At 41.2% G+C, this 22584-nt stretch carries 20 protein-coding genes and 1 pseudogene; 15 read left to right on the plus strand and 6 right to left on the minus strand.

What is annotated here, in order from left to right:
* Positions 1 to 41: 41 nt before the first annotated feature.
* Entirely contained in the window at positions 42 to 1754 is a 1713-nt protein-coding gene (locus ACLFKQ_RS06135; protein WP_448998964.1) for an ABC-F family ATP-binding cassette domain-containing protein, read from the minus strand.
* A 263-nt stretch (positions 1755 to 2017) separates the two neighbouring features.
* On the opposite strand from ACLFKQ_RS06135, the gene ACLFKQ_RS06140 reads away from it, so the two are divergent.
* The 3 genes from ACLFKQ_RS06140 to ACLFKQ_RS06150 all read left to right on the plus strand — a co-directional run bounded on the left by ACLFKQ_RS06140 (position 2018) and on the right by ACLFKQ_RS06150 (position 4396).
* Entirely contained in the window at positions 2018 to 2173 is a 156-nt protein-coding gene (locus ACLFKQ_RS06140; RefSeq protein WP_448998965.1) for a hypothetical protein, read from the plus strand.
* 454 nt (positions 2174 to 2627) lie between these two features.
* On the plus strand, positions 2628 to 3692 hold the full coding sequence (locus tag ACLFKQ_RS06145) for a TonB family protein (RefSeq protein ID WP_448998966.1): 1065 nt from the start codon (positions 2628 to 2630) through the stop codon (positions 3690 to 3692).
* A 44-nt stretch (positions 3693 to 3736) separates the two neighbouring features.
* Positions 3737 to 4396, plus strand: a complete 660-nt coding sequence (locus tag ACLFKQ_RS06150; RefSeq protein ID WP_448998967.1) for a MotA/TolQ/ExbB proton channel family protein — start codon at positions 3737 to 3739, stop codon at positions 4394 to 4396.
* A gap of 54 nt (positions 4397 to 4450) precedes the next feature.
* On the opposite strand, the gene ACLFKQ_RS06155 is transcribed toward ACLFKQ_RS06150, so the two are convergent.
* The 3 genes from ACLFKQ_RS06155 to ACLFKQ_RS06165 form a co-directional block, all read right to left on the minus strand.
* Positions 4451 to 5458: an HD-GYP domain-containing protein gene (locus ACLFKQ_RS06155; protein ID WP_448998968.1), complete on the minus strand. Its 1008-nt coding sequence runs from the start codon at positions 5456 to 5458 to the stop codon at positions 4451 to 4453.
* 352 nt (positions 5459 to 5810) lie between these two features.
* The gene (locus ACLFKQ_RS06160) at positions 5811 to 6689 is read right to left on the minus strand and encodes a tRNA (5-methylaminomethyl-2-thiouridine)(34)-methyltransferase MnmD (protein WP_448998969.1); all 879 of its coding nucleotides are present in this window, start codon (positions 6687 to 6689) and stop codon (positions 5811 to 5813) included.
* Between the two features lie 68 nt (positions 6690 to 6757).
* On the minus strand, positions 6758 to 7459 hold the full coding sequence (locus ACLFKQ_RS06165) for a molybdenum cofactor guanylyltransferase (protein WP_448998970.1): 702 nt from the start codon (positions 7457 to 7459) through the stop codon (positions 6758 to 6760).
* 26 nt (positions 7460 to 7485) lie between these two features.
* On the opposite strand from ACLFKQ_RS06165, the gene ACLFKQ_RS06170 reads away from it, so the two are divergent.
* The 3 genes from ACLFKQ_RS06170 (at position 7486) to recJ (ending at position 11593) form a co-directional block, all read left to right on the plus strand.
* A complete protein-coding gene (locus ACLFKQ_RS06170; protein ID WP_448998971.1) occupies positions 7486 to 7854 on the plus strand; it encodes a hypothetical protein in 369 nt (122 codons plus the stop codon).
* A 179-nt stretch (positions 7855 to 8033) separates the two neighbouring features.
* Positions 8034 to 9524 (plus strand): LCP family protein, encoded by a 1491-nt coding sequence (locus ACLFKQ_RS06175; RefSeq protein ID WP_448998972.1) that lies wholly within the window; start codon positions 8034 to 8036, stop codon positions 9522 to 9524.
* A 53-nt stretch (positions 9525 to 9577) separates the two neighbouring features.
* Positions 9578 to 11593 carry a single-stranded-DNA-specific exonuclease RecJ gene (recJ, locus tag ACLFKQ_RS06180; protein WP_448998973.1) on the plus strand — a complete coding sequence of 672 codons (2016 nt, stop codon included), beginning with the start codon at positions 9578 to 9580 and terminating at the stop codon, positions 11591 to 11593.
* Positions 11594 to 11829: 236 nt separating this feature from the next.
* On the opposite strand, the gene infC is transcribed toward recJ, so the two are convergent.
* Positions 11830 to 12360: a translation initiation factor IF-3 gene (gene infC, locus ACLFKQ_RS06185; protein ID WP_448998974.1), complete on the minus strand. Its 531-nt coding sequence runs from the start codon at positions 12358 to 12360 to the stop codon at positions 11830 to 11832.
* 219 nt (positions 12361 to 12579) lie between these two features.
* On the opposite strand from infC, the gene ACLFKQ_RS06190 reads away from it, so the two are divergent.
* Positions 12580 to 13482: an alpha/beta fold hydrolase gene (locus tag ACLFKQ_RS06190; RefSeq protein WP_448998975.1), complete on the plus strand. Its 903-nt coding sequence runs from the start codon at positions 12580 to 12582 to the stop codon at positions 13480 to 13482.
* Between the two features lie 70 nt (positions 13483 to 13552).
* The gene (gene ilvN, locus ACLFKQ_RS06195) at positions 13553 to 14077 is read left to right on the plus strand and encodes an acetolactate synthase small subunit (protein WP_448999467.1); all 525 of its coding nucleotides are present in this window, start codon (positions 13553 to 13555) and stop codon (positions 14075 to 14077) included.
* 586 nt (positions 14078 to 14663) lie between these two features.
* Here ilvN and ACLFKQ_RS06200 read toward each other — a convergent pair.
* A complete protein-coding gene (locus ACLFKQ_RS06200; protein ID WP_448998976.1) occupies positions 14664 to 15101 on the minus strand; it encodes a hypothetical protein in 438 nt (145 codons plus the stop codon).
* A gap of 686 nt (positions 15102 to 15787) precedes the next feature.
* On the opposite strand from ACLFKQ_RS06200, the gene ACLFKQ_RS06205 reads away from it, so the two are divergent.
* The 7 genes and pseudogenes from ACLFKQ_RS06205 (at position 15788) to ACLFKQ_RS06235 (ending at position 22475) form a co-directional block, all read left to right on the plus strand.
* Positions 15788 to 16828: a hypothetical protein gene (locus ACLFKQ_RS06205; protein WP_448998977.1), complete on the plus strand. Its 1041-nt coding sequence runs from the start codon at positions 15788 to 15790 to the stop codon at positions 16826 to 16828.
* Positions 16829 to 16980: 152 nt separating this feature from the next.
* Positions 16981 to 17367: pseudogene (locus ACLFKQ_RS06210) on the plus strand (DUF3179 domain-containing (seleno)protein); the annotation flags it as partial.
* Positions 17348 to 17503: a hypothetical protein gene (locus tag ACLFKQ_RS06215; RefSeq protein ID WP_448998978.1), complete on the plus strand. Its 156-nt coding sequence runs from the start codon at positions 17348 to 17350 to the stop codon at positions 17501 to 17503. The pseudogene ACLFKQ_RS06210 and the gene ACLFKQ_RS06215, both read left to right, overlap by 20 nt.
* Before the next feature lie 113 nt (positions 17504 to 17616).
* Positions 17617 to 18942 (plus strand): ISNCY family transposase, encoded by a 1326-nt coding sequence (locus ACLFKQ_RS06220; RefSeq protein ID WP_448998433.1) that lies wholly within the window; start codon positions 17617 to 17619, stop codon positions 18940 to 18942.
* Between the two features lie 246 nt (positions 18943 to 19188).
* The gene (locus tag ACLFKQ_RS06225) at positions 19189 to 20400 is read left to right on the plus strand and encodes an IS256 family transposase (RefSeq protein WP_448998010.1); all 1212 of its coding nucleotides are present in this window, start codon (positions 19189 to 19191) and stop codon (positions 20398 to 20400) included.
* Positions 20401 to 20449: 49 nt separating this feature from the next.
* Positions 20450 to 20884, plus strand: a complete 435-nt coding sequence (locus ACLFKQ_RS06230) for a hypothetical protein (RefSeq protein WP_448998979.1) — start codon at positions 20450 to 20452, stop codon at positions 20882 to 20884.
* A 250-nt stretch (positions 20885 to 21134) separates the two neighbouring features.
* Positions 21135 to 22475, plus strand: a complete 1341-nt coding sequence (locus tag ACLFKQ_RS06235) for a hypothetical protein (RefSeq protein WP_448998980.1) — start codon at positions 21135 to 21137, stop codon at positions 22473 to 22475.
* The last annotated feature ends 109 nt before the right edge of the window (positions 22476 to 22584 follow it).

Below are 22584 nucleotides of genomic sequence, written 5' to 3' on the forward strand. Positions count from 1 at the left end.
ATGGATAATCGCTTGCGGACAATTATCCATTAGGATCGTAACTACACTTTAGATTTTTTCTGCTTTTTCTTAGCAGTTTGCTTGGCTCTTTTGGCAGCTTGTTTGGCGGCTTTTTGTTCTGCTGCTAGCTTTTGTCTGGCTCGTTCTTTCTCTTCAGCAGTTTTATCTAAGTAGTAGTGATAATCTCCCAAGTAAACAACTAATTCTCCATCGCGAATTTCGACAATTTTATTAGCGGCTTTAGAGATAAAATAGCGGTCGTGAGAAACGATAATCGCCGTTCCATCATAGTGTTGTAAGGCTTCTTCGAGCATTTCCTTGGCAGGAATATCTAAGTGATTGGTCGGCTCGTCTAAAATTAGTAAATTCGCGGGAGAAAGTAACATTTTAGCTAGAGCCAAGCGAGCTTTTTCACCACCGCTTAAAGCTTTAACTGGTTTGAATACCGTGTCACCGCTAAATAAGAACTGACCCAGTAAAGTACGAACTTCTTCATTTTTCCAGTCTGGTACTTCATCGTGAATAGTATCCATTACCGTCTTCTCAAGTTCTAAAGCTTCAGCTTGGTTTTGCTCGAAGTAACTGGGAATCACGTTATGTTTGCCTAGAGCAACCGTTCCCTCATTGTATTTTTCTATCCCCATAATCAGGCGCAGCAAAGTCGATTTTCCCGCACCATTAGCACCTAAAATCGCGATGCGATCGCCTCGTTCGATAGTTAGTTCCGCTCCTAAAAATAAAATATTGTTGTCATAGGTATGAACCAAATCTTCGATAACTACTACCTCTCTACCGCTACGAGGAGAAGGGGGAAAACGAAACTTGAGACCGCGAAGGTTAGTGGTTGGTGCTTCGACCAACTCAACTTTTGCCAACTGTTTTTCGCGACTTTTAGCTTGAGTACTGCGAGTAGCACTAGCGCGAAATTTTTCAATAAACTCTTGTTGCTTGGCAATTTCTTTTTGTTGGCGGTCGAAAGTAGCTTCTTGTGCCGCTCTATTTTCGATTTTTTGTCGTACGTATGCCGAGTAATTACCAAGATAAGTAGTAGAAACTCCCCGTTCAGTTTCCACGATTTTAGTGCAGAGGCGGTCTAAAAATTCCCGGTCGTGAGAGACGATAACCATCGGGGTATTAATGCCTTTGAGATAATTTTCCAACCACTCAATGGTTTCCAAATCTAGATGGTTGGTCGGTTCGTCTAAAAGTAATAGATCTGGTTCTTGCAGTAAAATTTTGCCCAAACTCATGCGCATTTGCCAACCACCGCTAAACGAACTTACCAGGCGATCGCCATCTTCCGCACTAAATCCCATTTCTGGCAGAATTTTCTCGATCTGCGCATCTAATGTGTATCCATCGAGAGCTTCAAATTTTCGTTGTAACTTATCTAGTCGCTCGATTAATCGCTCGAGTTCTTCAGGTGCTACAATCTCCATTTCCTGCTGCACCCTGTGTAATCCCTGCTGTACTTTATTGGCTTCAGCAAAAACCGTCCAAAATTCTTCTTTTACCGTCCGCGTTGGCTCAACTTCAAATTCTTGAGTTAAATAAGCAATACGTAAACTGGCAGGACGAATGACTTCTCCCGAAGTCGGTTCAATTTCACCATTAATAATTTTCAGTTGCGTAGATTTCCCCGCACCGTTAACTCCTACTAAACCTACTTTTTCCCCTGCCTTGACTTCCCAGGTGACATCTTTGAGAACTTCTCCCGTAGGATAAATTTTACTTATATTTTCGAGTCTCAGCATCCAAAGTCTCCTGAAGCAATTAAATTTTTTATCGAGCAATTGTTTAATAAACTAGTTTTGCTCTTTACTACTACACTAACTATAGTAATAATTTTTTGTTTTCTATCTATTAGCTACCTAAAATTCTGGCATTCATCCATGATATCTAACATAGCTTAGTTAAACTACACTAAAATTTAGTATGATACGCAACACGTATATCAATCTAAATTTCATTAATAAAATAAACATACAACTCTATTCTCAACTGAGTGATTTATTAAATGATTAAATTTGTCGTAGGTGGCGACCAAGAAAGTATTAGAGAATTTTTAAGAATTAATTTTGAGCGCATACCAGATATTCAAGCGATAGAGCTTGCTAGTAATGGTAAAGAGCCAATTAATGCTGTAGAAAATATCAATCATATCTGGTTATAATGGACATCGAAATGCCTATTATAAATGGTATTGAAGCTACGGGAATCATATCAGAACGGTTTGCTGAAATGATGTCGTGTTGTTTACCACTAGTGATGATAAGTTTTACAATCGTATTAATTTTACTCGTGTTTACGAGCGTAAAAGCTTTGTGATGTATTAACCAGATGTTAACCAGATGTTCTTTGTGGTGCCAACAGACAACCAATTAACGGAAAAATTGCTAACGATCGCTTCAAACTTGAAAACTCAAATAATAATACTTTATTCTCCCTTAGCTCGAGTATAAAAAGTAATAAATCTATTGTATATTGGATACATTTGACTAGTACTACTAAAAGATAGCTGTTAATTGAGATTTTATTTTTGGGAATTAAAAAAATAGTTTTTTAGATTGCAAATTTGTTAAGCTTAAATTCACGCAATCAAGCGATTGTTTTCACCATTTTCAGCAATGATAACTGTGGAATCAGAAAGACATTCTTCTCTCTATAATCGCCGTTTACCATTAGCCGTCTTTATCTTGAGTTCGGTGTTGGTTCATAGTGCGGGATTGCTCGTCTTGATGTTTTTAGAGCGATCGCCATCAGTTACCAAACAGGAAATAGAGTCTACTCCAATTGAGTTTGTAGTCGTTCCTCCAGAAGCAGCAACCGAAGAACCTCCACCAGAAACTCAGCGTCAAGCTGCTAACAATTCTGTAGCGCGGGGAAAGGTAGAACCGAAAACACCCACTGCTACTAATAATCTTGGTGAAGAGTCCACAAGTAAACCCTCTCTGCCACCAAAAACCGAATCTTCCCCACCTCAACCAAAAACATCACCGACAACTCCTCAACCGGCTACACCGCCTCAAACCCAACAGCATACAGCAGTACCATCAAAGTCCACTCAACCCCCTGCCAAAATTGCTAAACCCAAAAAACCCTTGGTTACTGCCAAAGAGCCTTTACCCCCTGAAACTCCCCTACCAGAACAGACCGTCCCAGAGCCAACTAAACCCAACCGAGATCTTAACCAAGAAACGACACCTCCAGTCTCGCGGTCAGAAACATCTGCTAATATCGTTCCTAGCCAACCCGTTCCTTCAAATTCGGAAAGTTCTGGAGCGGCAAGTTTACTAGGTGGAAGTTACGAACGTTCTTTAGCAGATGATGGTGGAGACTCGTTTTTCAACCCACAGGCGATCGCCAGCAGAGCGGCAGATAATCCTCAAGGATTAGATGCTCGCCAAAATCTCGATCTCGCTCCTTACCTCGAGGAGATTAGGCGACGGGTAAAACGCAACTGGAATCCTAGTGTTTCGAGAGACGAACGTCATGCCGTGCTTACTTTTTCTATTCAAAAAAATGGACAAATCACCGGACTAAAAGTAGCACGAACATCTGGTTCGGAAGTAGTCGATCGCGAATCTTTAGAAGCAGTTCGACGCTCGGCTCCCTTTAATGCTTTGCCTGAAAGCTATCCTTTAAATGCTTTGGATATTGAATTTAACTTCAATATTTATATTTACCGATAAAATGCAAAGGGTAGCTGTTTAGCAGATATTCTTCATCAGGTTTTATGGAAACTGCAGCTCAATTTTTTAACGATGGTGGAGTGGTGATGTGGCCGCTCCTAGTGCTTTCGATTCTTTCTCTAGCAATGATTTTAGAGCGAGCATTATTTTGGTTTCGTTTATCGCGTCAGCAAAAAAAATTGCTCGCGCGAATCCTCACTCTTTACAGTGAAGATGTAGAAACGGCTAAGCTAATGCTCGAACGCAATCGACAATTACCTATAGCGCGAATTTTTTTAGTTGCTGTTTCTCTCAAGCGTCCGACACCACAAAAATTTAAATTGGCTTTAGATAGTGCGGCGCAAGCTGAAGTTCCAGTGTTGAAAAGATTTAGTAACGCTTTTGAAACGATTATTAGTATCGCTCCCCTTTTGGGATTGTTAGGTACGGTTTTAGGTTTGATTACTTCACTAGCCTCGTTGCGAATTGGAGATTTCCAACAATCTCAGGCTACTGGGGTAACTTCTGGCATTGGAGAAGCTTTGACTTCTACTGCTGCAGGTTTAGTGATTGCAATTTTTACCCTGTTTTTTGCCAGTACCTTTAGAGGTTTATATTTAAAAGAACTGGCTACGATTCAGGAGTATGGCGGACAGCTAGAATTATTACATCTTGAAAAATACGAACGGGAAGAAGAAGTTTACGACCCGATCGCCAACTTTTAACTTTATCCTAATTAATTTGGGTTTTAACCCCAATTACTTTAGTAAAACAACTGCTTAACTCTCGTGAACAAAGGCGGCAAATTTGGCAATTAAAGTAGGATTACGCCAGCCTTTTCTAGTTTCATCGGCAATGATTTCTAGAGCTTCTTCAGGACTGTAAGCCTGTTTGTGGGGACGCTCGCTAATTAGAGCATCGTAAATATCGATAATTTGAAATATTTGAGCTAGATAGGGAATTTTATCCCCTGCTAAACCATCGGGATAACCCGTTCCATCCCAACGCTCGTGATGATGGCGAATAATCGGCAATACGCCCCTGCGATTGCGCAATGGCTGACAAATTTTTTCACCAATTAAAACGTGCTGTCGAATTAATTCCTGCTCTTCGGAAGTTAATTTTCCCTTCTTCAAGATTACTGCATCGGGAATGGCAATGGTACCGATATCGTGAAGATGGGCGGCAAACACTAGATGGTCGATATCTTCGGGGGCAAGTTGTAAATACTCGCCAAAAGTCTGTGCTAGAACTGTTGTTCTAGCAGAACTATCGCCATTGGAAGAGCGACTTTCAACCGCTTTGGCAATTGAAAATAAAACCTGCTCTGTTTGGTACAGCCCTTCGTTGAGGCGTTTGCGATCGATTAGAGACTTTACTCTAGATAATAGTTCGATACGGTCTATAGGCTTAACTAAAAACTCATCTACACCAGCCTGTATTCCTTGGAGACGGTATTCGCGGCGATCGGTCAAAGTCATTAACACGACAGGGATATCGCTAGTAATAGAAGTTTGCTTCAACTGTTGACAAATTTCAAAAGCGTCTAATCCTTTAGTCATTACATCAAGCAAAATTATGTCTGGCTCGTTTTCGACTATAAAATCAAAAGTTGACGAGTCGCCATCTAGTTCTAATACCTCATAACCATCTAATGATAGTAAATCTGCTATCGTCATGCGACTAAGACGACTGTCGTCAATAATTAAGATTTTAGCTGAAGCAATAATATTAAGATTGTTTACCACTGGAGAATTAACTTGAGCCGACGAAGAAAATCGGAACATTTTTTATAAATTATATTTGTTTATATTTGTAAACAGTAATTAATAAATTGAGCCATTTATTTCGCAGGAAAATCATGCTAAAACTCGTAATCTCAGGAGCAAACGCAGGGAAAATAATTTGTTGGCAATCTGATACTTTAATTTTATAAGAAAAACAATTTAAATTTCCGTACCCAATGGTACTCATACCCCTACGATCGGCTCTTGGTAATTATTTCTCTTGTGTTTTAGTAATCATATTATTATCATCCTCGGAGAATTTGAAATCAGTTATTTTACGGAGATTTGCGCGTTAAATTGAATTATTTGGCTGATTTAAGAAAAATTACTTAGATAAATATACTTATCTAGCTTATTGGTGACGTAACGACAGCCAGCGTTTTTTCCACTGAGATGTCGGTTCTAGTTGACTTTGTTTTTGTTCTTGGAGGCGATGCTCTTTAATCCGAGCGGCAGAATTATTCAAACTAGGATCGCGATAAGGAATGGCGGCACGAGTATGGAGATGTTCTCGTTCTTGAAGGGATAACAAAGGTAAATTGTCACCCACAAAACTGGCAACCGTACCTGGAGAGCTATTAGCAACGTAAATTGAACCAAACTTGAGTCCAGCTAAGGATAGAGCCCTTCGCACTGCTGCCGCGCAGGAATAGGTTGCCAGTCTACCCGTCGGCTTGAGACATTTAGCCACCATAGCGATGAATTCTACCGTCCAAAGTTGGGGGCACTTCGGTGGCGAAAAAGGATCGAGAAAAATTGCATCAGCTTGCCATCCCTGACAGTAAATTTGCTGGAGCGTCTGTCTGGCATCTCCGAAACATAATTTTGCCGACAGATATTTATTTCTTACTTGAGAGTTCGAGGCTAATTCATCTAACAATTGAGGAATTGGTTGTCGCCACTGACATAATAGTCCTTCTGCACTAGCCTGACGGGGAACGGCAGCATTGAGTTCCAAGGCGATCGCTTCAATTTGACACTGAGGATTAATCGACCAAATCGCTTCTATAGCTGCCGCGCTATCATAACCCAAACCATAACAAATATCAAGGAGGTAAATTTTAGAGTATCGCCGAGCTTTTTCTCTAATCATGGTGGGTTGGACGTACTTGATTTCAGCTTCTTGTTTGGCACCACGATAAGAATGAAAAGCCTCATCAAACTCGGCTGAAAAAAAGGTTAGAGAACCGTCATCAGTAGGTTGAGCAATAAATCGTTCGTAGTCGTTCATGGCGTGAGTCAAATCAAAGCTAAACCCCGAGAACTTATCAGTTCTTTAAGTCTAAATTTCCGTAGAACCTATGGGAAAAAATCATCATCTGTATTTCGCACCTCATTGCTTGCTTCTGGGGATGGCAAGTACTCCGAACTCAAGTTTTTATCGCTCATTAGTTCATCGCTAACTAGTCGCCAATCTCTAGGAGTATTGCAATTAAATAAAACTCGCTCGTTCTCGACCGGTAATTCTCTTACTGGATGTCTTGCCAGCCAATCTTGAAACGATCTACCACCCCGATCGATATAATTTTCGAGTAGGGGTAGACAACTACGACGATAAAATCCGCACAAAGGTTCCCAACCTTTAGGATGGCGCGGTAAAAGGGCAATTTCTGTGGATAATACTGTTGCCAAATAGGGTATCCACTGTTTAATTTGAGACGAAGACAGTAGGGGCAGATCGCAAGGAAGTAGTAATACCCACTCAGTAGTGACCTGTCTTAGTCCCTGGCTAAAACCAATTATAGGTGAATTGGATTTAAGGTTGGGTGAAACTAGTTTTTCTTCGATTAACTGACAACCTAATGGTAGAATATCGCGATATTTATAACTCCAAGGAGATACTACATAAACCAACAAGGAACATTCAGCGGCAACCAGGTACATTCGAGCTAGCAAAGTCTGATTCCCTATAGTTAACAGAGCTTTATCTGTTCCCATCCGAGAACTTTGCCCTCCAGCTAACACTATAGCTGTAATTGATTTTTGCAACTCATTTGTCATTAATTTAGCGATCGCAGTATAGAGCGATGAATAATCACAACCTAGTTCGAGAGCGAAAAGAACGATATCTGCAACTCTGGATTTATTTACTGCCAGTAGTAGGCATTATTCCGGCTCTTTGGACTTTAGCCAGAAAACAAGGTAGTACTCAACAGCAAAAAGTTAGCCGTCTTTCAATTAGTTTACTCCTGAGTTGGGCGATCGCGTATATTTTATTGTTTTTGGGTGCAGATCGTGCTTCTGAACTATTGGCTTTTCGTCTACTGTATATTAATGCTTTATTAACTACTGGCTATTTTTTGACCTGCTTCTGGTTAATCGTCAACCTCAAAGCTGGAAAATCTCACTTATCTATATCTATATTTAGTATGCTGCGTAAAACTATCGATAGTTAGTTAAAGAGTGTAAATACTTATGGCACAATTTAGCAATTAATGCTGTCATTAAAAAGCCAAACTCCAAAATGTAACTCATGTGTAGCTAAAATTAAACTAGAGGTTGATAGTTTATACCTACGTATACCTAAATTTAATTAACAAAGCTTATTTTTCTATAGATAGTGTGAGGATATTAAGTGCCACTGAAAAAAGTCTATCGATCTAGTCCTTCGGGAAAAAAATTAAAGTCAAGTATCAATCGCCGTCGTCAAATGTCCTCTGCCAGTAAACGCGGAGGAAGAACTGTTTTAATTGGACTGGGATTAGGAACTATTTCTTTAGTTTCGGCAGCAGTCGGCGCATTTCTAGCAGCGATCTTTTCGGTATCTTCTCCCCTACAACAGGCAGAATTGTCAGTAGAAGAGGCAGAGGTTTTTAGCCAAGAAGAAACAGTAGCACCAACCCTAAAAGTTCCAGAATTATCTCGTCCAGTTAACATTTTAGTTTTGGGAATAAAAGTTCTCACCTCGGACTTAAAAAGAGATTTAGAACCGTCACAACAAGTAGCTGGCTATCATCAACTAGTTAATTCTTTTGAGGGTCTGAGCGATACCATGTTATTGCTCAGATTCGATCCCCAATCGGAAAAACTTTCTATTTTATCTATTCCCAGAGATACTCGCGTAGATTTAGACGGATATGGAATTGAAAAAATTAATCGTGCTAATGAATATGGCGGTCCAGCTTTAACTGCTGCTACAGTCAGCGAGTTATTGGGTGGAGTAAGTGTAGACCGCTATGTAAGAGTAAATGTCCAGGGAATCGAAAAATTGATCGATGCTTTAGGAGGCGTTACGGTCAACGTCCCTAAAGACATGAAATACAATGATTTTAGTCAACATCTGTATATCGATCTTAAAAAAGGCGTACAACATTTAGACGGCGACAAAGCAGTACAGTTTTTACGCTTTCGCTACGATGCTTTTGGCGATATTTCTCGAGTACAACGACAGCAGATGCTGATTCGTTCTGTAGTCGAGCAAAGTCTCAAGCCTTCAACTATAGTCAAAATTCCCAAAATTTTGTCGGTGATTCAATCTCATATCGATACTAATTTAACTGTAAAAGAACTAATGGCTTTAGCTAATTTTGCTGCTAATACCGAACGTTCGGAAGTCAATATGATGATGTTACCGGGTAGTTTTAGTGGAGATGGACGTACGGAAGTGAGCTACTGGCTACCGGATAGCGATGGCATCGACAGATTGATGGCTCAACATTTCGAGTTCTCATCTTACCGACCTGAAAATCTCGAAGATCCATATGTCTCTTGGGAAGAAAAAGCTCACGATCGCGCTGCTAAATTAAATATCTACCTTCAAAACAGTACGGAAAATCCTGAGGCAGCAAGTGTGGCACTGGAGACTTTAACAGAAGCTGGCTATCGAAGAATCTCGATCGGTTACGACGAGCCAGAAACCCTGGCAGAAACCAAAATTATCGCTCAGTCAGGTGATGCTGAGGCGGCAAAACAACTGCGTTCGGTGTTGGGCTTAGGAGAAGTGTTGATCGAAAGTACCGGGGTTTTAGGTTCCGATCTCACTATCCAAATTGGTGAAGATTGGCTACAAAAAATAAGTTCAGATTCACCAAACTCGACCGAAGTTCCTCAGGATTATTCTTACTAGAGAAAGCTGGAGAATTTCGATATCTTAAGATAGATGTCTTTCGATTGCGATTGATGAGCGATAAATCTTCGGTATCTGCCGTCCCCAACCACCGTTTACCCGAGCGAAGATGGCAAATTGCCCCAGTTAAGCCCGATTTGGTAAAACAATTAAGTATTAGCACTGGGTTACTCCCCCTGGTCGCTCAAGTAATCGTCAATCGCGGCATTGAAACCTTAGAATTAGCCGAGATCTACATCGAACCAGAATCTCAGCATTTACCCTCACCTCTGACAGAATTCCCCGATTTGGCTAAGGCATGCCATCAATTAGAAACAGCGATCGCTGATGGAGAAAAGATTGCTATCTGTGGTGATTACGATGCCGATGGTATGACTAGTACCGCTTTACTATTGAGAGCTTTAAATCATCTGAGGGCAAATGTGGATTATGCTATTCCCAGCCGCATGAAGGATGGTTATGGCATTAACAATCGGATTGTCGAAGAATTTGCTGCAGCGGGAGTAGGTTTAATTTTAACCGTCGATAATGGGATCTCCGCTTACGAGCCAATTACCCTGGCAGTGGAATTGGGTCTGAGCGTAATTATTACCGATCACCACGATCTACCACCCAAATTACCCCCTGCCGATGCCATTCTCAATCCCAAGCTACTTGCCGATACTTCCCCTTATAAGGGATTGGCAGGAGTGGGAGTGGCGTATATTTTGGCAGTAACTACTGCCCGGAGTTTGGGGAAATTAAAGGGCTTGACCGAACAACTTTTAGAACTTTTTACTCTGGGGACAATTGCCGATCTCGCACCTTTAGTTGGAGTAAATCGCCGTTGGTTAAAACGGGGTTTGCGTGCCTTACCTAATTCCAAGCTCAAAGGAATCCAGGCATTGATGCAGGTAGCGGGAGTTAGAGAAGAACAAAAGCAGCTTCAGCCAGATGATATTGGTTTTAAGTTAGGTCCGAGAATCAACGCTGTTGGGCGAATTGGCGATCCCCAGTTAGTAATCGAATTACTGACTACTGACGATCCTGGACTGGCTTTAGAAAGGGCGATGCAGTGCGAACAAATTAATCTCAAACGGCGGCAACTATGCGAACAAATCGAAAGAGAAGCGATCGCGCTGGTTAGAGAAACTCCGATTCCCTGGAAGGAACGGCGAGTATTGCTAGTAATAGCGGACAATTGGCATCACGGCGTAATTGGTATTGTGGCTTCTCGCCTAGTAGAACGTTACGGGGTTCCGGTTTTTATCGGTACCTATGAAGAAGATCGCAAAACGATTCGCGGTTCGGCAAGAGGCATTGAGGAATTTAATGTTTTTGAGGCGTTAAATTATTGTCGAGATTTTTTGGGTAAGTTTGGCGGACATAAAGCTGCGGGTGGTTTCAGTTTTCCGGCTGCCAAACTAGAAATAATTAAACAAAAACTCAGTGAGTTTGCCCATAAGTCTTTAGAAGTAGAACATCTCAAGCCTTTGGTCAAAATAGATGCTCTAGCTAGTCTCAATCGAATTAACCTCGAGCTTTACCAACAGATAGAAAGTTTACAACCTTGGGGCATTGGCAATCCTACTCCGGTGTTTTGGACTCCCAAGGTAATTATTAAAGAGCAACAAACTGTCGGTAAAAATCACTTAAAACTAGTCGTGCAAGAAGATAATACTTCACCTGGAATTAAAGCGATCGCCTGGCGGTGGCGAGAGTATTTTCCTTTACCGAGTCTCGTAGATATTGCTTACAAACTTAGAGAAAATCACTGGCAGGGGGTTACCAATATCGAATTAGAACTGGTAGACGTTCGCCCGCACCACCACAAACCAGAGCACTTCAAACCGAGGAAACACCAGGCTAAAACAGCGGTTTTTACCTACAGCGGTAAAATCTATACCTGTAGCTTATTGCAATCTAAACGAGAATTGAGAATTAGAAACGATCGCGGTAAAGTCTTAGTAGTCAATCGGGGCGAACGTTTGGGTTTATTAGGTAACAACCGCGATAATGCTATAGAAGTTGAGGTTACTAAACCGCCCTATTTTCAGTTAATCAAAGCAGCATTAGCGGCATTAAACTAAAATTTAAATTTAAGTTTTACGGAGCGCGATCGCTATATTTAAACTATAAATCGACTCCAGTTCGGGTTAAGAAAATCTAATAAATAATTACCATAGCTAAAGAAGAAAAAACCAAACAGGAATAAGAGGAAATAATCTTTCTTCCCGATTGCTTAAAACTTACTTAATTATTTCGGAGCTCCTTCTTTGGTCAATTTTCTTCCTTCTCTCTAACCAAGCCGAAGCCCGAGCGAATCCTATTTTTTAGGAGACAGCATCATCATCATATTACGACCTTCTCGCTTGGGAGATTGCTGAATTTCGGCAACATCTTCTAGATCCGATGCCATACGGTGCAGTAACTGTTCGGCTAAGTTAGAGTGCTGAATTTCTCGACCCCGAAAACTTACGGTAGCCTTGACCTTGTCTCCTGACTTGAGAAAACGTTGGGCATTCTTGACGCGCACATTATAATCGTGTTCTTCAATCTTGTAGCGCATCTTGACTTCCTTAACGTCAGCATTATGCTGTTTCTTTTTCGCTTCCTTTTGCTTTTTATCTTGTTCGTATTTATATTTACCATAGTCCATGATTTTGCAGACGGGGGGATCTGCTGTCTCACTCACCAACACTAGGTCGAGATTTTTTTCTCTGGCTATGGCTAGAGCTTCTTTGGGCGTAATAATTCCTAACTGTTGACCTTCCGAATCGATAACACGAATTTTGGGAAAACGAATTCTTTCGTTAGTTTTGGTTAGATCGCGATTATTGCGTCTTTTATCTCTCACAGGCGTATCTGAGTATTCCTTTGTAATCTGAATATAATTAAAGCGAGTAGTAAGATATTTTATTTACCTGCTATTTTACCGATCTAGATTTGAATAGAGCGTTAAGTTAACTTTTATTTTTTAATTTAGTCGACGGATAATTTAAGGTTCGAGCCAGAACTGAATAGAGTTTGAGGCTCAAAATTAACTTAATGTAAATAATTTTTAAGCAGACAAATTTTGACACACAATCTTTCCTGGCAACAGCGTATCGGCAACCAACGGGACTGGGTTTGGCGAGGATGGCAAACTCGCTATACTTACATTCGAAATCGAACTGCACGCCGACAGACTCCGCCGTTAATTTTTATTCACGGTTTTGGTGCGAGTATCGAGCATTGGCGCAATAATTTATCGTTCTTCAGTAAACACCATACCGTGTATGCGATCGATCTCTTAGGATTTGGGGCATCGCGAAAAGCCAGCGTCGATTATACTGCAGATTTGTGGCGAGAACAGATTAAGGATTTTTGGCAGACTTTTATCGGTCAGCAGGCGATCTTAATCGGTAACTCGATTGGTTCTCTGGTATGCTTGAGCGTTGCGGATAAATATCCCGATCTGGTTGCTGGTTTGGTTATGTTAAGCTTACCTGACGTTTCGGTGCGGCAGGAAATGCTGCCTCGTTTGATTCGTCCCCTAGTCACCCAATTAGAAAACTTGGTCGCATCCCCTTTACTAATCCAAAATTTATTAAAATTACTTAGAAAGCGAACAATAATTCGTCGCTGGGCGGGAATAGCATATTACGATAAAACTGCTATTACTGAAGAACTGGTAGAGATTTTAGCCAACCCCGCTTACGATCGCGGCTCGGAAAAAACTCTATACGCCCTCTCTCAAAGCATCAGAAAAGTAGGATTTGCCGCACCAGTAAAAGAAACCATATCTCGACTTAAAATACCCATGCTGTTAATTTGGGGACTGCAAGATCGGATGGTTCCTCCCCATCAAGCTAGGGCGATCGCGGCATTAAATCCCCAAATCGACCTAGTCGAACTAGAAAATGTCGGTCATTGTCCCCATGATGAATGTCCCGACCGCTTTAATTCTCTGTTATTAAATTGGCTAGAAAAGCTTTAATTTTTAACAAGCTCCAAGCTTCGGTTAAATTATTAAATTAGTAAGGTCTATATATAATTTTTTATTAATGATGAAACATACAATTTCTGTTTTAGTAGAAGACGAAGCCGGAGTTTTAACTCGGATTGCTGGTTTATTTGCCCGTCGCGGTTTTAATATTGAAAGTCTGGCTGTGGGTCCTGCCGAACAAATGGGCATATCTCGGATCACGATGGTAGTGCCTGGAGATGACCGGATTATCGAACAACTAATCAAGCAGCTTTACAAATTGGTTAGCGTGCTCAAGGTACAGGATATTACTGAAAAGCCCTGTGTAGAAAGAGAATTAATGCTAGTCAAAATCAATGCTACGGCTTCTAATCGTGCCGAGGCAATTCAGGTGGCTCAAATATTTCGCGCTCGCATCGTAGATATGTCTGAAGAAACTTTAACCATCGAGGTGGTGGGCGATCCCGGTAAAATGGTGGCAATTATTCAAATGTTAAATAAATTTGGCATCCGCGAAATTGCCCGGACTGGTAAAATCGCTCTAATTCGAGAATCCAAAGTCAATACAGAATATTTGAAGTCTTTAGAGGCTAAAGTTGGATTGTAAAACTCGATTCAGAAGGTTCTTATTAGTAGAATTTTAGAATTCGTTTCTCAAGCACCTTGGTTTAACGTCAGTTCGACCAAAGATTTTCCAGAGCAATTGGAAGAAATCGAGCAATTGTGAGAACGAAAAATATACTTTTTTCCCTTCCCCTTTACCCTTGTATCTTGAATTTACAGCAGTTTTCGTTTGGGTAGACTACATCTTGGTATTAGGCAGGAGTCAGGAGTCAGGAGTCAGGAGTAATAAAGGTTTTGGGCGAGCTACTAACTCTTGTTATTTTGCATTTAATTCTGTCTACCTACTTATAGGGTGATATTTTCCCGTTATTGACTAGGTAATCAATCGGATCGAGCTCTTGCATAGTGCAAAATTGTAATGTATCCTCTCAACTTCAGTCAGCGATCGCAGGTCGCGGTTGAGAATTACTCTTTTGATAGCTGCTTGTGTGGTATTGCGCTCGGTTAGAGCCTGGGGGGGTCTAAGCTCGTCGTCCAGAGATTTCGCTAGTTTGCCATTTTCCATCACGGGTAATTTTTTCTGCTACTTTAGTACAAAGTTACTATATTAGATAAAGAGCGAGTTACCTTCAAGATGTACTTAGAATTTGTATAAAGCCGACTGCTAATTGAATTAAAGTCCAGCCTACCAAACAGATCGTGACAGCACGAGAAGTACTAATAGCCAATCCTTCTCGAACGGCAACAATCACTGCCAAGAAACTCCAAACAGCTAAGATCGAGACAATCGGTCGTCCCAATAATGGAATTAAAGTCAAAAAATTTAATGTTTGAGGTGCATAGGCAAAGCCAATGGGAATTGATAAATCTGCGTAGGTTGGAGCGTTTGCCTTTAACCTATGACCGACCTTCCAAATCATCCAAGTCCACAAATAGTATCCTCCCACTATGCTAAAAGTAATAATGAAAAGAGCTATTAGCAGATTGGGAAGTGCCACTCGATTGAGCACTAAAATGACTGCAGTACCCAAGGCATGAGATAAAGCTGCCAAAATTACAATCATCAAAGCTATTCGTTTAGCTCTGGGGCAAGCGCGAGCATTTTCATAAAATTCAGCTTTTAAACTAAGTGCTTTGCAAAGCGTTTTCCGTAACCCCCTTTTTTTGAGCTTGAGCCACTGAGCTGGATTCTCCTAATGCTTGCGATAGATCGCAAATTTGCTATGAGATGATTTTATACAAAAGCTAGAGTAATAGATAAACTTCATAGTTTGACAAATTGGTTCAAAATTTAAAGTATTCCGAGCGAGAATTCCCGTTTAGCCTTTAGACAACGGGATGAAAGCGAGGTCGGGGTTTACAAATAAGCAATAGAATCTTCATAAAATAAAGCTTTTGTTCGTTGTACCATAAGGAGAATACGCACCTTGAACCTTGAATAGTAATTAGCTGGTTCTACTGAAAAGTCCTCCAGTTGCAGTCCGTTCAGTAGGTAAAAATTACTGCGGTGGAGATAGTTAGCTAAACAATTTCAAATTGTTAGCACATGTAGTAAACGTATCTACAACTAAGCTAGTTTCTAGTTTAGAAGTAGTAGATGGCTCGGACACGGCTCAAAGTAGTCTAAGTTAGTTAGTAGGTCAAGCACTCTTAGAGGGAGTTTCTGACTCCAAGCCTAAACTACTAATGTTGCTTAGAAGCCCACTCCCTTCTAGGGAGTGAGGAGTGTCACTAAATTCGCCATCATGCTTAAATGTTTCGGTTATTCAGACGTATATTATCCTGGTTTCAAGATGAAACTTTAAAGCTATTATTTCTAGCAGGAGCATTGTTGTTGATCTGGGGAACTCTTGCGCCTGTTGGAACGCTGTTTTGGTGGATAAGTCAAGAGTCTAAAAGTTTTAACGGTCAAAAAAATCGTTTCAAAAATTTGCCGTCTAACGAAGCTCCAAATTCCGCTACTAATTCATCAGCGCTCGATTGTTACATCGTTTTTTTTACCGGAGTTGGAGATTATTCTGCAAATCAATTAGCATCTGGAGAAGAAGTATTTGTAGATCGTTTAGTAGAAAAACATCCTAACTGCGTAGCTGTCCGAGACGTTTTTCCCTACTCAGCAACTAACGAAAGTTTGGGAGGCGATCGCTTATTATCTCCCCTGTGGCGTTTTGCCCAGAAGGCAGATGGTTGGCTAGAAAATGTTGATGTACTCATCAAAATTCGCAATCTTTGGCGATTTGCTATTTCGATAGACGATCGCTATGGACCTGTCTATAACCGCGGAATTGCTAGCGCAGTTATCAATCGTATGGATGCAGCACATTCGATTCCACGTTCGTCATCTCGTTCCTTAAAGTTGATTCTCATTGGAACGAGTGGTGGTGCTCAAATTGCTCTTGGTGCAGCGGATTATCTCAATCAATGGCTTGAAGCTCGGCTTATTGTTATCTCTGTTGGCGGTGATTTTTCTGGAGCTGAAGGTTTTAATGCAGTCGAACACGTCTATCATTTAAAAGGCAAAAAAGATTGGATTACAAATCTTAGCGGTATTATCTTTCCATCGCGCTGGTATTGGACGATTGGTTCACCGTTTAACCGAGCTAAACAACAGGGACGATATACCTCTTACATCAGCGGTCCTCACGCTCATCACGGAGCTAGAGGTTATTTTGGACAAAAAACCGTGCCGGGAGAGAACTATACTTATTTAGATTTAACGCTACAAATCGTCAATCAACTTCCAATTTGGTCTAATTCTGAAGCTAACCAAAACAATAAAACTTTTCGCCAATAAGAGATTGTTTGTAAAAAGAAAATAAAGAAGGCTGTAAAAATCAAAATCTGGTCATAAAAAAGAAGTAAGCAGAACTGAAAGCTAAAAATGACTCGTAAATCTTATCCCTCAGACTTAAGCGATTCGGATAAAATTGTTTGAGTACTGATAGGGAAGCCAAAGCTTATCCTTTCGGAAGTATGAATTGGCACGAGATTGTTAACGATACTATAGGTGGCAAAAATCTTACAGTTTCTTATTGTCCTTTGAGCGACACCATTGTTGCCTTCGAACGCAACAATACTACTTTTGGCGTGTCGGGCAAGGTGTATCAAAGCTGTTTGGTGATGTAAGATCGCGCCGATGAGACTCTTTATTCTCAGCCTTGGGCAATGGGCATAGTAGGTCGAGCTGTCAATCGAAATCTAGTTAGAATTCCCGCAGTCAAGTCAACTCTGGGAAGTTGGTTACAACAATACCCCAACAGTCAAGTTCTCTCAACAGACACGGGTTACAATCGCAACTATCAACGCTATTCTTATGGAACTTACTATACCGATAGTTAAACAGAAATTGGAGCAACATCCCAAAAAGATTATTAGCAGAGTTCCGCTCTACCATAACCAAGGAAGAGAAGGAATGATCGGCATGAGTAATGCAGCAATTCTCATTTTAAAAATTCCCAGAGAAAAATAGACGAGCAATGAACATTTGTTAGCGAAAGTTATTTGCTAACAAAAACCACTCTGATTAAGATTCGGGTGAATTAGATTAAAGTAAAAGGCATTAAATTCTCACAGAGTAGCAACATGGGTCTAGCAATAGGAATGCCTGAATTACTATCGATGCTGAGTGCCGAGTTAAATAATCTTCCCGAGGAACGAAAACCAAGCAATAATACTAAATATACGGTTGAAGAAGCTCACTTAAGTGCATTTTCTGTATTTTTTATGCAATCTCCTTCTTTTTTAGACCATCAACGTTTGATGAAAAGTCAGAAAGGGAAAAATAATGCCCAGAGTTTGTTTGGCATCGAGAACATCCCCTGTGATCCTCAGATTCGCACCCTGCTCAATTTGGTGCCAGCTTCGACGGTATTTGGCGTTTTTCGCTCAGTCTATAATGGTTTGTCCAAGACAGGGAACCTATCGCCCTATCGTTGCTTCGGTGGAGGATTTTTGCTGACACTTGATGGAACTGAATATTTCTCCTCCAAGAAGATTCACTGTTGTCATTGTTGCCATCGGACTCATAAAAACGGCAGTACTACCTATTTTCATGCTGCGGTTACTCCGGTACTGGTGGCTCCAGGACGACCACAGCTCATCAGTTTAGAACCAGAATTCATCACTTCCCAAGATGGTCATGATAAACAAGACTGGGAGAACGCTGCCGCTAAGCGTTGGATTGCTGCTCATCCCCGCGACCCAGAAGACCTCCCTGTAACTTTACTTGGGGATGACCTCTACTGCAATCAACCCATCTGTGAAACGGCTTTGGCTCATGGTTATCATTTTATCTTTGTCTGTAAGCGTACATCTCATTCAGAACTTTATGAGTGGGTGGATTACCTCGAACGAGTCGGGGAGGTGAAAACTCTAACCCAGTTGGAGATTCGAGGACGAAAATGTTTGTCTTACTACTACCGCTTTGTGAATAAAATTCCCCTCAGAGCTACCCAACCAGCCCTGGACGTAAACTGGTGTGAGGTAACGGTTACAGATACCAGCGACGAGAAAACCTTGTATTACAATGCCTTTGCTACTTGCCATGAAATCGAGCGACAGAATGCGATCGAGATTGTCACTGCTGCTCGTGCGCGCTCGAAGCTCGAAAATGAAGGGAATAATATTCTCAAAACTAAAGGCTATCATCTCGAACACAACTTGGGTCACGGTGAAAACCACCAGGCGGAACTTCTATTCTGCCTTAATTGGTTAGCTTATCTCTTCCACACCAGTTGGGATTTAGTCCACATCACTTATCGTGCCGTTCGCTCGATGTTAGTTACTCGCCAAACTTTCTTCAATGATGTTCGGGCACTAACCAGATATTTATGGTTTGAGAGTTGGCAGACTTTGTGGGAGTTTATGCTGAGGGAGGGAAAAGCAACTGACAGGGTTAATTCTAGCTAAATTTCGCGACTGTTGAACCAGAACCAATTCGCGCCCTTTATAGCTCTACAGAGTAATAGGTAGTCGTTCCAAGTATTACTCGGCTTTTTCATGGCTCAAAATGAACTTCCTCGGAAATGATGGCTGCTTCTAAGCTTACTTTAGCTCACAACTAATTAACTCTTCGCTTTGTGGGGTATGTAAAATAAATTGTGTCAAAGGTCAAAACACACTCTAATAAATAGAATTAATGTGAGGAATGAGACTATGACCTTTCGACCAGAGTTAATTGATGAACTGCTCAAAGACTATGAAAAACCAGAAGACCTTATTGGAGAAGGAGGAATCCTCAAACAACTGACCAAAAAACTCGTAGAGCGTTGTTTAGAAGCTGAAATAGACGTACATCTAGAGACTCAGAAGGCAGAGCGGGGCAAAAAAGAGCGACAAAATCGACGCAACGGACACAGCCGTAAAACCATTAAGGGGGAGTTTGGCGAAGCGGAACTTGCCGTGCCTCGCGATCGCGATCGCCAATTCGAGCCTCAGATGGTCAAAAAAGGACAAACTCGTTTTACAGGCTTCGATGACAAGATTCTCGCCCTGTATGCGAGAGGAATGACCACTCGTGATATCCAAGCCCAACTACAAGACCTTTATGGAGTAGAAGTATCGCCAGCCCTGGTATCTCAAGTAACCAATGCGGTTCATGAAGAGCGACTCCAGTGGCAAAATCGCAGCCTAGAGGCAGTGTATCCAATTATCTTTTTTGATGCTTTGGTCGTCAAAGTCAGACAGGAGGGAAGAGTCATCAACAAAGCCGTCCATCTAGCTCTGGGAATCAACATCGAAGGCGATAAGGAGTTATTGGGGCTGTGGATGACCCAGACAGAAACGGCAAAATTCTGGCTGTCGGTGTTAACTGAGTTAAAGAATCGTGGAGTCAAGGATATCTTTATTGCTTGTATCGATGGTCTGACGGGCTTCGCCGAAGCGATTGAAACGGTATTTACGCAAACCCGCGTACAGTTATGTATGGTACACATGGTCAGGAACTCCCTACGCTATGTCTCCTACAAACACCGTAAAGCTGTTGCCGCTGACCTCAAACGAGTGTACACTGCCGCTACTGAAGCTGAAGCCGAACAGGCACTAATAACTTTTGCTGACAAGTGGGACTCCACTTATGCCCCAATTAGTAGGTCTTGGCTGGCTCACTGGCAGCACGTGATTCCGTTTTTCCAGTTTCCTCCAGAAATCCGTCGCATTATTTACACCACTAATGCGATCGAGTCGATGAATATGACTCTTAGAAAAGTGTTGAAGAATCATCGGATTTTTCCAACAGATGAAGCTGCGCTCAAAGTTATTTATCTTGCGATTAATAACTTATCTCAGAGATGGACTAGACCTTTACGGGATTGGAAAGCTGCTTTAAATCGATTTGCCATCGAGTTTGAAGGACGGCTTCCACTTTAACTTTCTTTGACACAAACTTATTGACAGATCCCCTTCTGGGCAAAATCTATTGGGAAATGACAATTTTGGTCTTCGTGTTTCAGATGGTAAAAATTTTTCATTATTAGGCGGTAATGTAAATATCAGTGGCAATATATATGCTTTCGGAGGCAGAATCAATATAGGTGGATTGACAGAAAGGGGAAAAGTCGATATTGCTCCTAATGGTAATTTAATATTTCCTCAAAATATTGCTAGAGCAGATATGTTATTAACTAATGGAACTTTAATTGATACTACTAATCAAACAGGAGGTACGGTTCGACTTTCAGGAAGTAGAATTTCTTTGAGGGACGAATCTAATATTTTTTCTCTTACTTTAGGTTCTCAAAAAGGTGGAAACATTATACTGGACGCGACAGAGTTAGTGGGAATTAGAAGGAAATGGTTTTCCGTCTCGTGCGGGTTTATTCAACGCCAGTGCAAGCAGTGGCAAGGCTGGTGATATAGAAATTACAACCAACAATTTAATCGTTCGGAACGGTGCGAGAATTTCCACCATTGCTCTAAATCGAGGACAAGGAGGAGATATAAAGATTGATGCTACTGAATCAGTCCTTCTTCTTGGAGACGAAGCAGGTAGATTACCTGATACTGGAATATTAACTGGTGGTGGATTAATTGCAGAATCTAGGGGAAGTGGAATTGCTGGCAATATAGAAATCGCTACGGGAAATCTTGTTCTCAAAGACAAGATGGCAATATCGGTAGACTCTTTTGATGTTGGAATCGGTGGCGATTTAAATATTCAAGCCGAAAATATATCGATTCAGACGGGTTCAACTATATCAGCCTCTACTTTCGGTTTGGCAGATGCTGGCAATGTAACTATTAGAGCCAAGGAAATAGAAATAGATGGAATAATCAACGATGATGACTCCAGTAGCAGTATAACTACACAGACTGGCGGTTTTATTCTACCAAATATTGACTTTAGAACGGTTCGAAATCTAACTGGAAATGCTGGAGATTTGACGATCGATGCAGAGCGTTTAATCCTACAAAATGGAGCGCGAATAAAGTCTTTAACTTTCAACGCAGGTACGGCAGGAAATCTAAAGATTAAAGCTTTGGAATCAATTGAGTTAATAGGAGCGGGACTATCTGAGAGTGGTTTAACTTCTAGTGGTCTATTTGCCGACACCGAAGTTGACAGCAGTGGAAATGCGGGACAATTGATTATTGAAACCAAAAGTTTATCTGTTATAGATGGCGCACAGATAGGTGCTGGTAGTCGTGGCAACGGACGAGGTGGTAAATTAGATATAACTGCTTTTGATTCGGTAAAAATTGAGGGTCAGTCGGCTGACGGAACTGCTAGTGGTTTGTTTACAAGCTCAGATACTCTTTTGGGTGAGGCTGGAGATATTAGTTTGTCTACTACCAGCTTGGATATGCAAAATGGTGGTAGGATGTCTTCTCGTAGTCTTGGCATGGGCAGAGCGGGAAATCTTTCTCTTGATGTAAGAGGAGACATCAATATTTCCGATGGTGAAATTTCAACAGTTTCACTTATGTCATCTGGTGGAAATATCAATATAAATACCCAAGATATGTTACTTAAAAATACCAACGTTGCTTCATCAGTTTTTTTAGGTGCAAACAATGGTGGCAATATTCAGATAACTGCTGATTCAATTATTGCTTTCGATGACAGCGATATCTTGGCTTTTGCAGCAGATGGACAAGGCGGAAACATTACTCTCGATACTCCTGCTTTCTTTGCCGAAAACTTTACTCTCAATTCCCTGACTGGCGATCCCGACGATTTAATTAATAATCAACGCGCCGATATCAACGCTACGGGTGCAGTGTCTGGTTTTGTCGCTATTCCCGATGTCAGCTTTATTCAAAACAGCTTGACTGAACTGCCAGATAATGCGATCGATACAGATAGTTTAGTGGCTAACAGTTGCGTAGTTCGCAGTCGGCAAAATAACGGTAGATTTATTATTACGGGTGGTGAGGGTTTACCCATTCGTCCGGGCAATGCAGAAATCTCCGAATATCCTACAGTCCGAATATCCTACAGGTAGAGTGCGTAATGTTGCAGATAATAATAGCAGTTGGCAACCTGGAGAACCAATTATCGAACCACAAGGAGCGTATCGTTTGAATAATGGTAAGTTGGTTTTGAGTCGCAAG

The sequence above is a fragment of the Myxosarcina sp. GI1(2024) genome, from assembly GCF_053543375.1.

Bases quoted from the DNA above. Each gene is read 5' to 3' on its own strand.
- ACLFKQ_RS06135 (WP_448998964.1), bottom strand. From the start codon at position 1,754: ATGCTGAGACTCGAAAATATAAGTAAAATTTATCCTACGGGAGAAGTT.
- ACLFKQ_RS06140 (WP_448998965.1), top strand. From the start codon at position 2,018: ATGATTAAATTTGTCGTAGGTGGCGACCAAGAAAGTATTAGAGAATTT.
- ACLFKQ_RS06145 (WP_448998966.1), top strand. From the start codon at position 2,628: ATGATAACTGTGGAATCAGAAAGACATTCTTCTCTCTATAATCGCCGT.
- ACLFKQ_RS06150 (WP_448998967.1), top strand. From the start codon at position 3,737: ATGGAAACTGCAGCTCAATTTTTTAACGATGGTGGAGTGGTGATGTGG.
- ACLFKQ_RS06155 (WP_448998968.1), bottom strand. From the start codon at position 5,458: ATGTTCCGATTTTCTTCGTCGGCTCAAGTTAATTCTCCAGTGGTAAAC.
- ACLFKQ_RS06160 (WP_448998969.1), bottom strand. From the start codon at position 6,689: ATGAACGACTACGAACGATTTATTGCTCAACCTACTGATGACGGTTCT.
- ACLFKQ_RS06165 (WP_448998970.1), bottom strand. From the start codon at position 7,459: ATGACAAATGAGTTGCAAAAATCAATTACAGCTATAGTGTTAGCTGGA.
- ACLFKQ_RS06170 (WP_448998971.1), top strand. From the start codon at position 7,486: ATGAATAATCACAACCTAGTTCGAGAGCGAAAAGAACGATATCTGCAA.
- recJ (WP_448998973.1), top strand. From the start codon at position 9,578: ATGAGCGATAAATCTTCGGTATCTGCCGTCCCCAACCACCGTTTACCC.
- ilvN (WP_448999467.1), top strand. From the start codon at position 13,553: ATGAAACATACAATTTCTGTTTTAGTAGAAGACGAAGCCGGAGTTTTA.
- ACLFKQ_RS06205 (WP_448998977.1), top strand. From the start codon at position 15,788: ATGTTTCGGTTATTCAGACGTATATTATCCTGGTTTCAAGATGAAACT.
- ACLFKQ_RS06215 (WP_448998978.1), top strand. From the start codon at position 17,348: ATGGAACTTACTATACCGATAGTTAAACAGAAATTGGAGCAACATCCC.
- ACLFKQ_RS06220 (WP_448998433.1), top strand. From the start codon at position 17,617: ATGGGTCTAGCAATAGGAATGCCTGAATTACTATCGATGCTGAGTGCC.
- ACLFKQ_RS06225 (WP_448998010.1), top strand. From the start codon at position 19,189: ATGACCTTTCGACCAGAGTTAATTGATGAACTGCTCAAAGACTATGAA.
- ACLFKQ_RS06235 (WP_448998980.1), top strand. From the start codon at position 21,135: ATGGCAATATCGGTAGACTCTTTTGATGTTGGAATCGGTGGCGATTTA.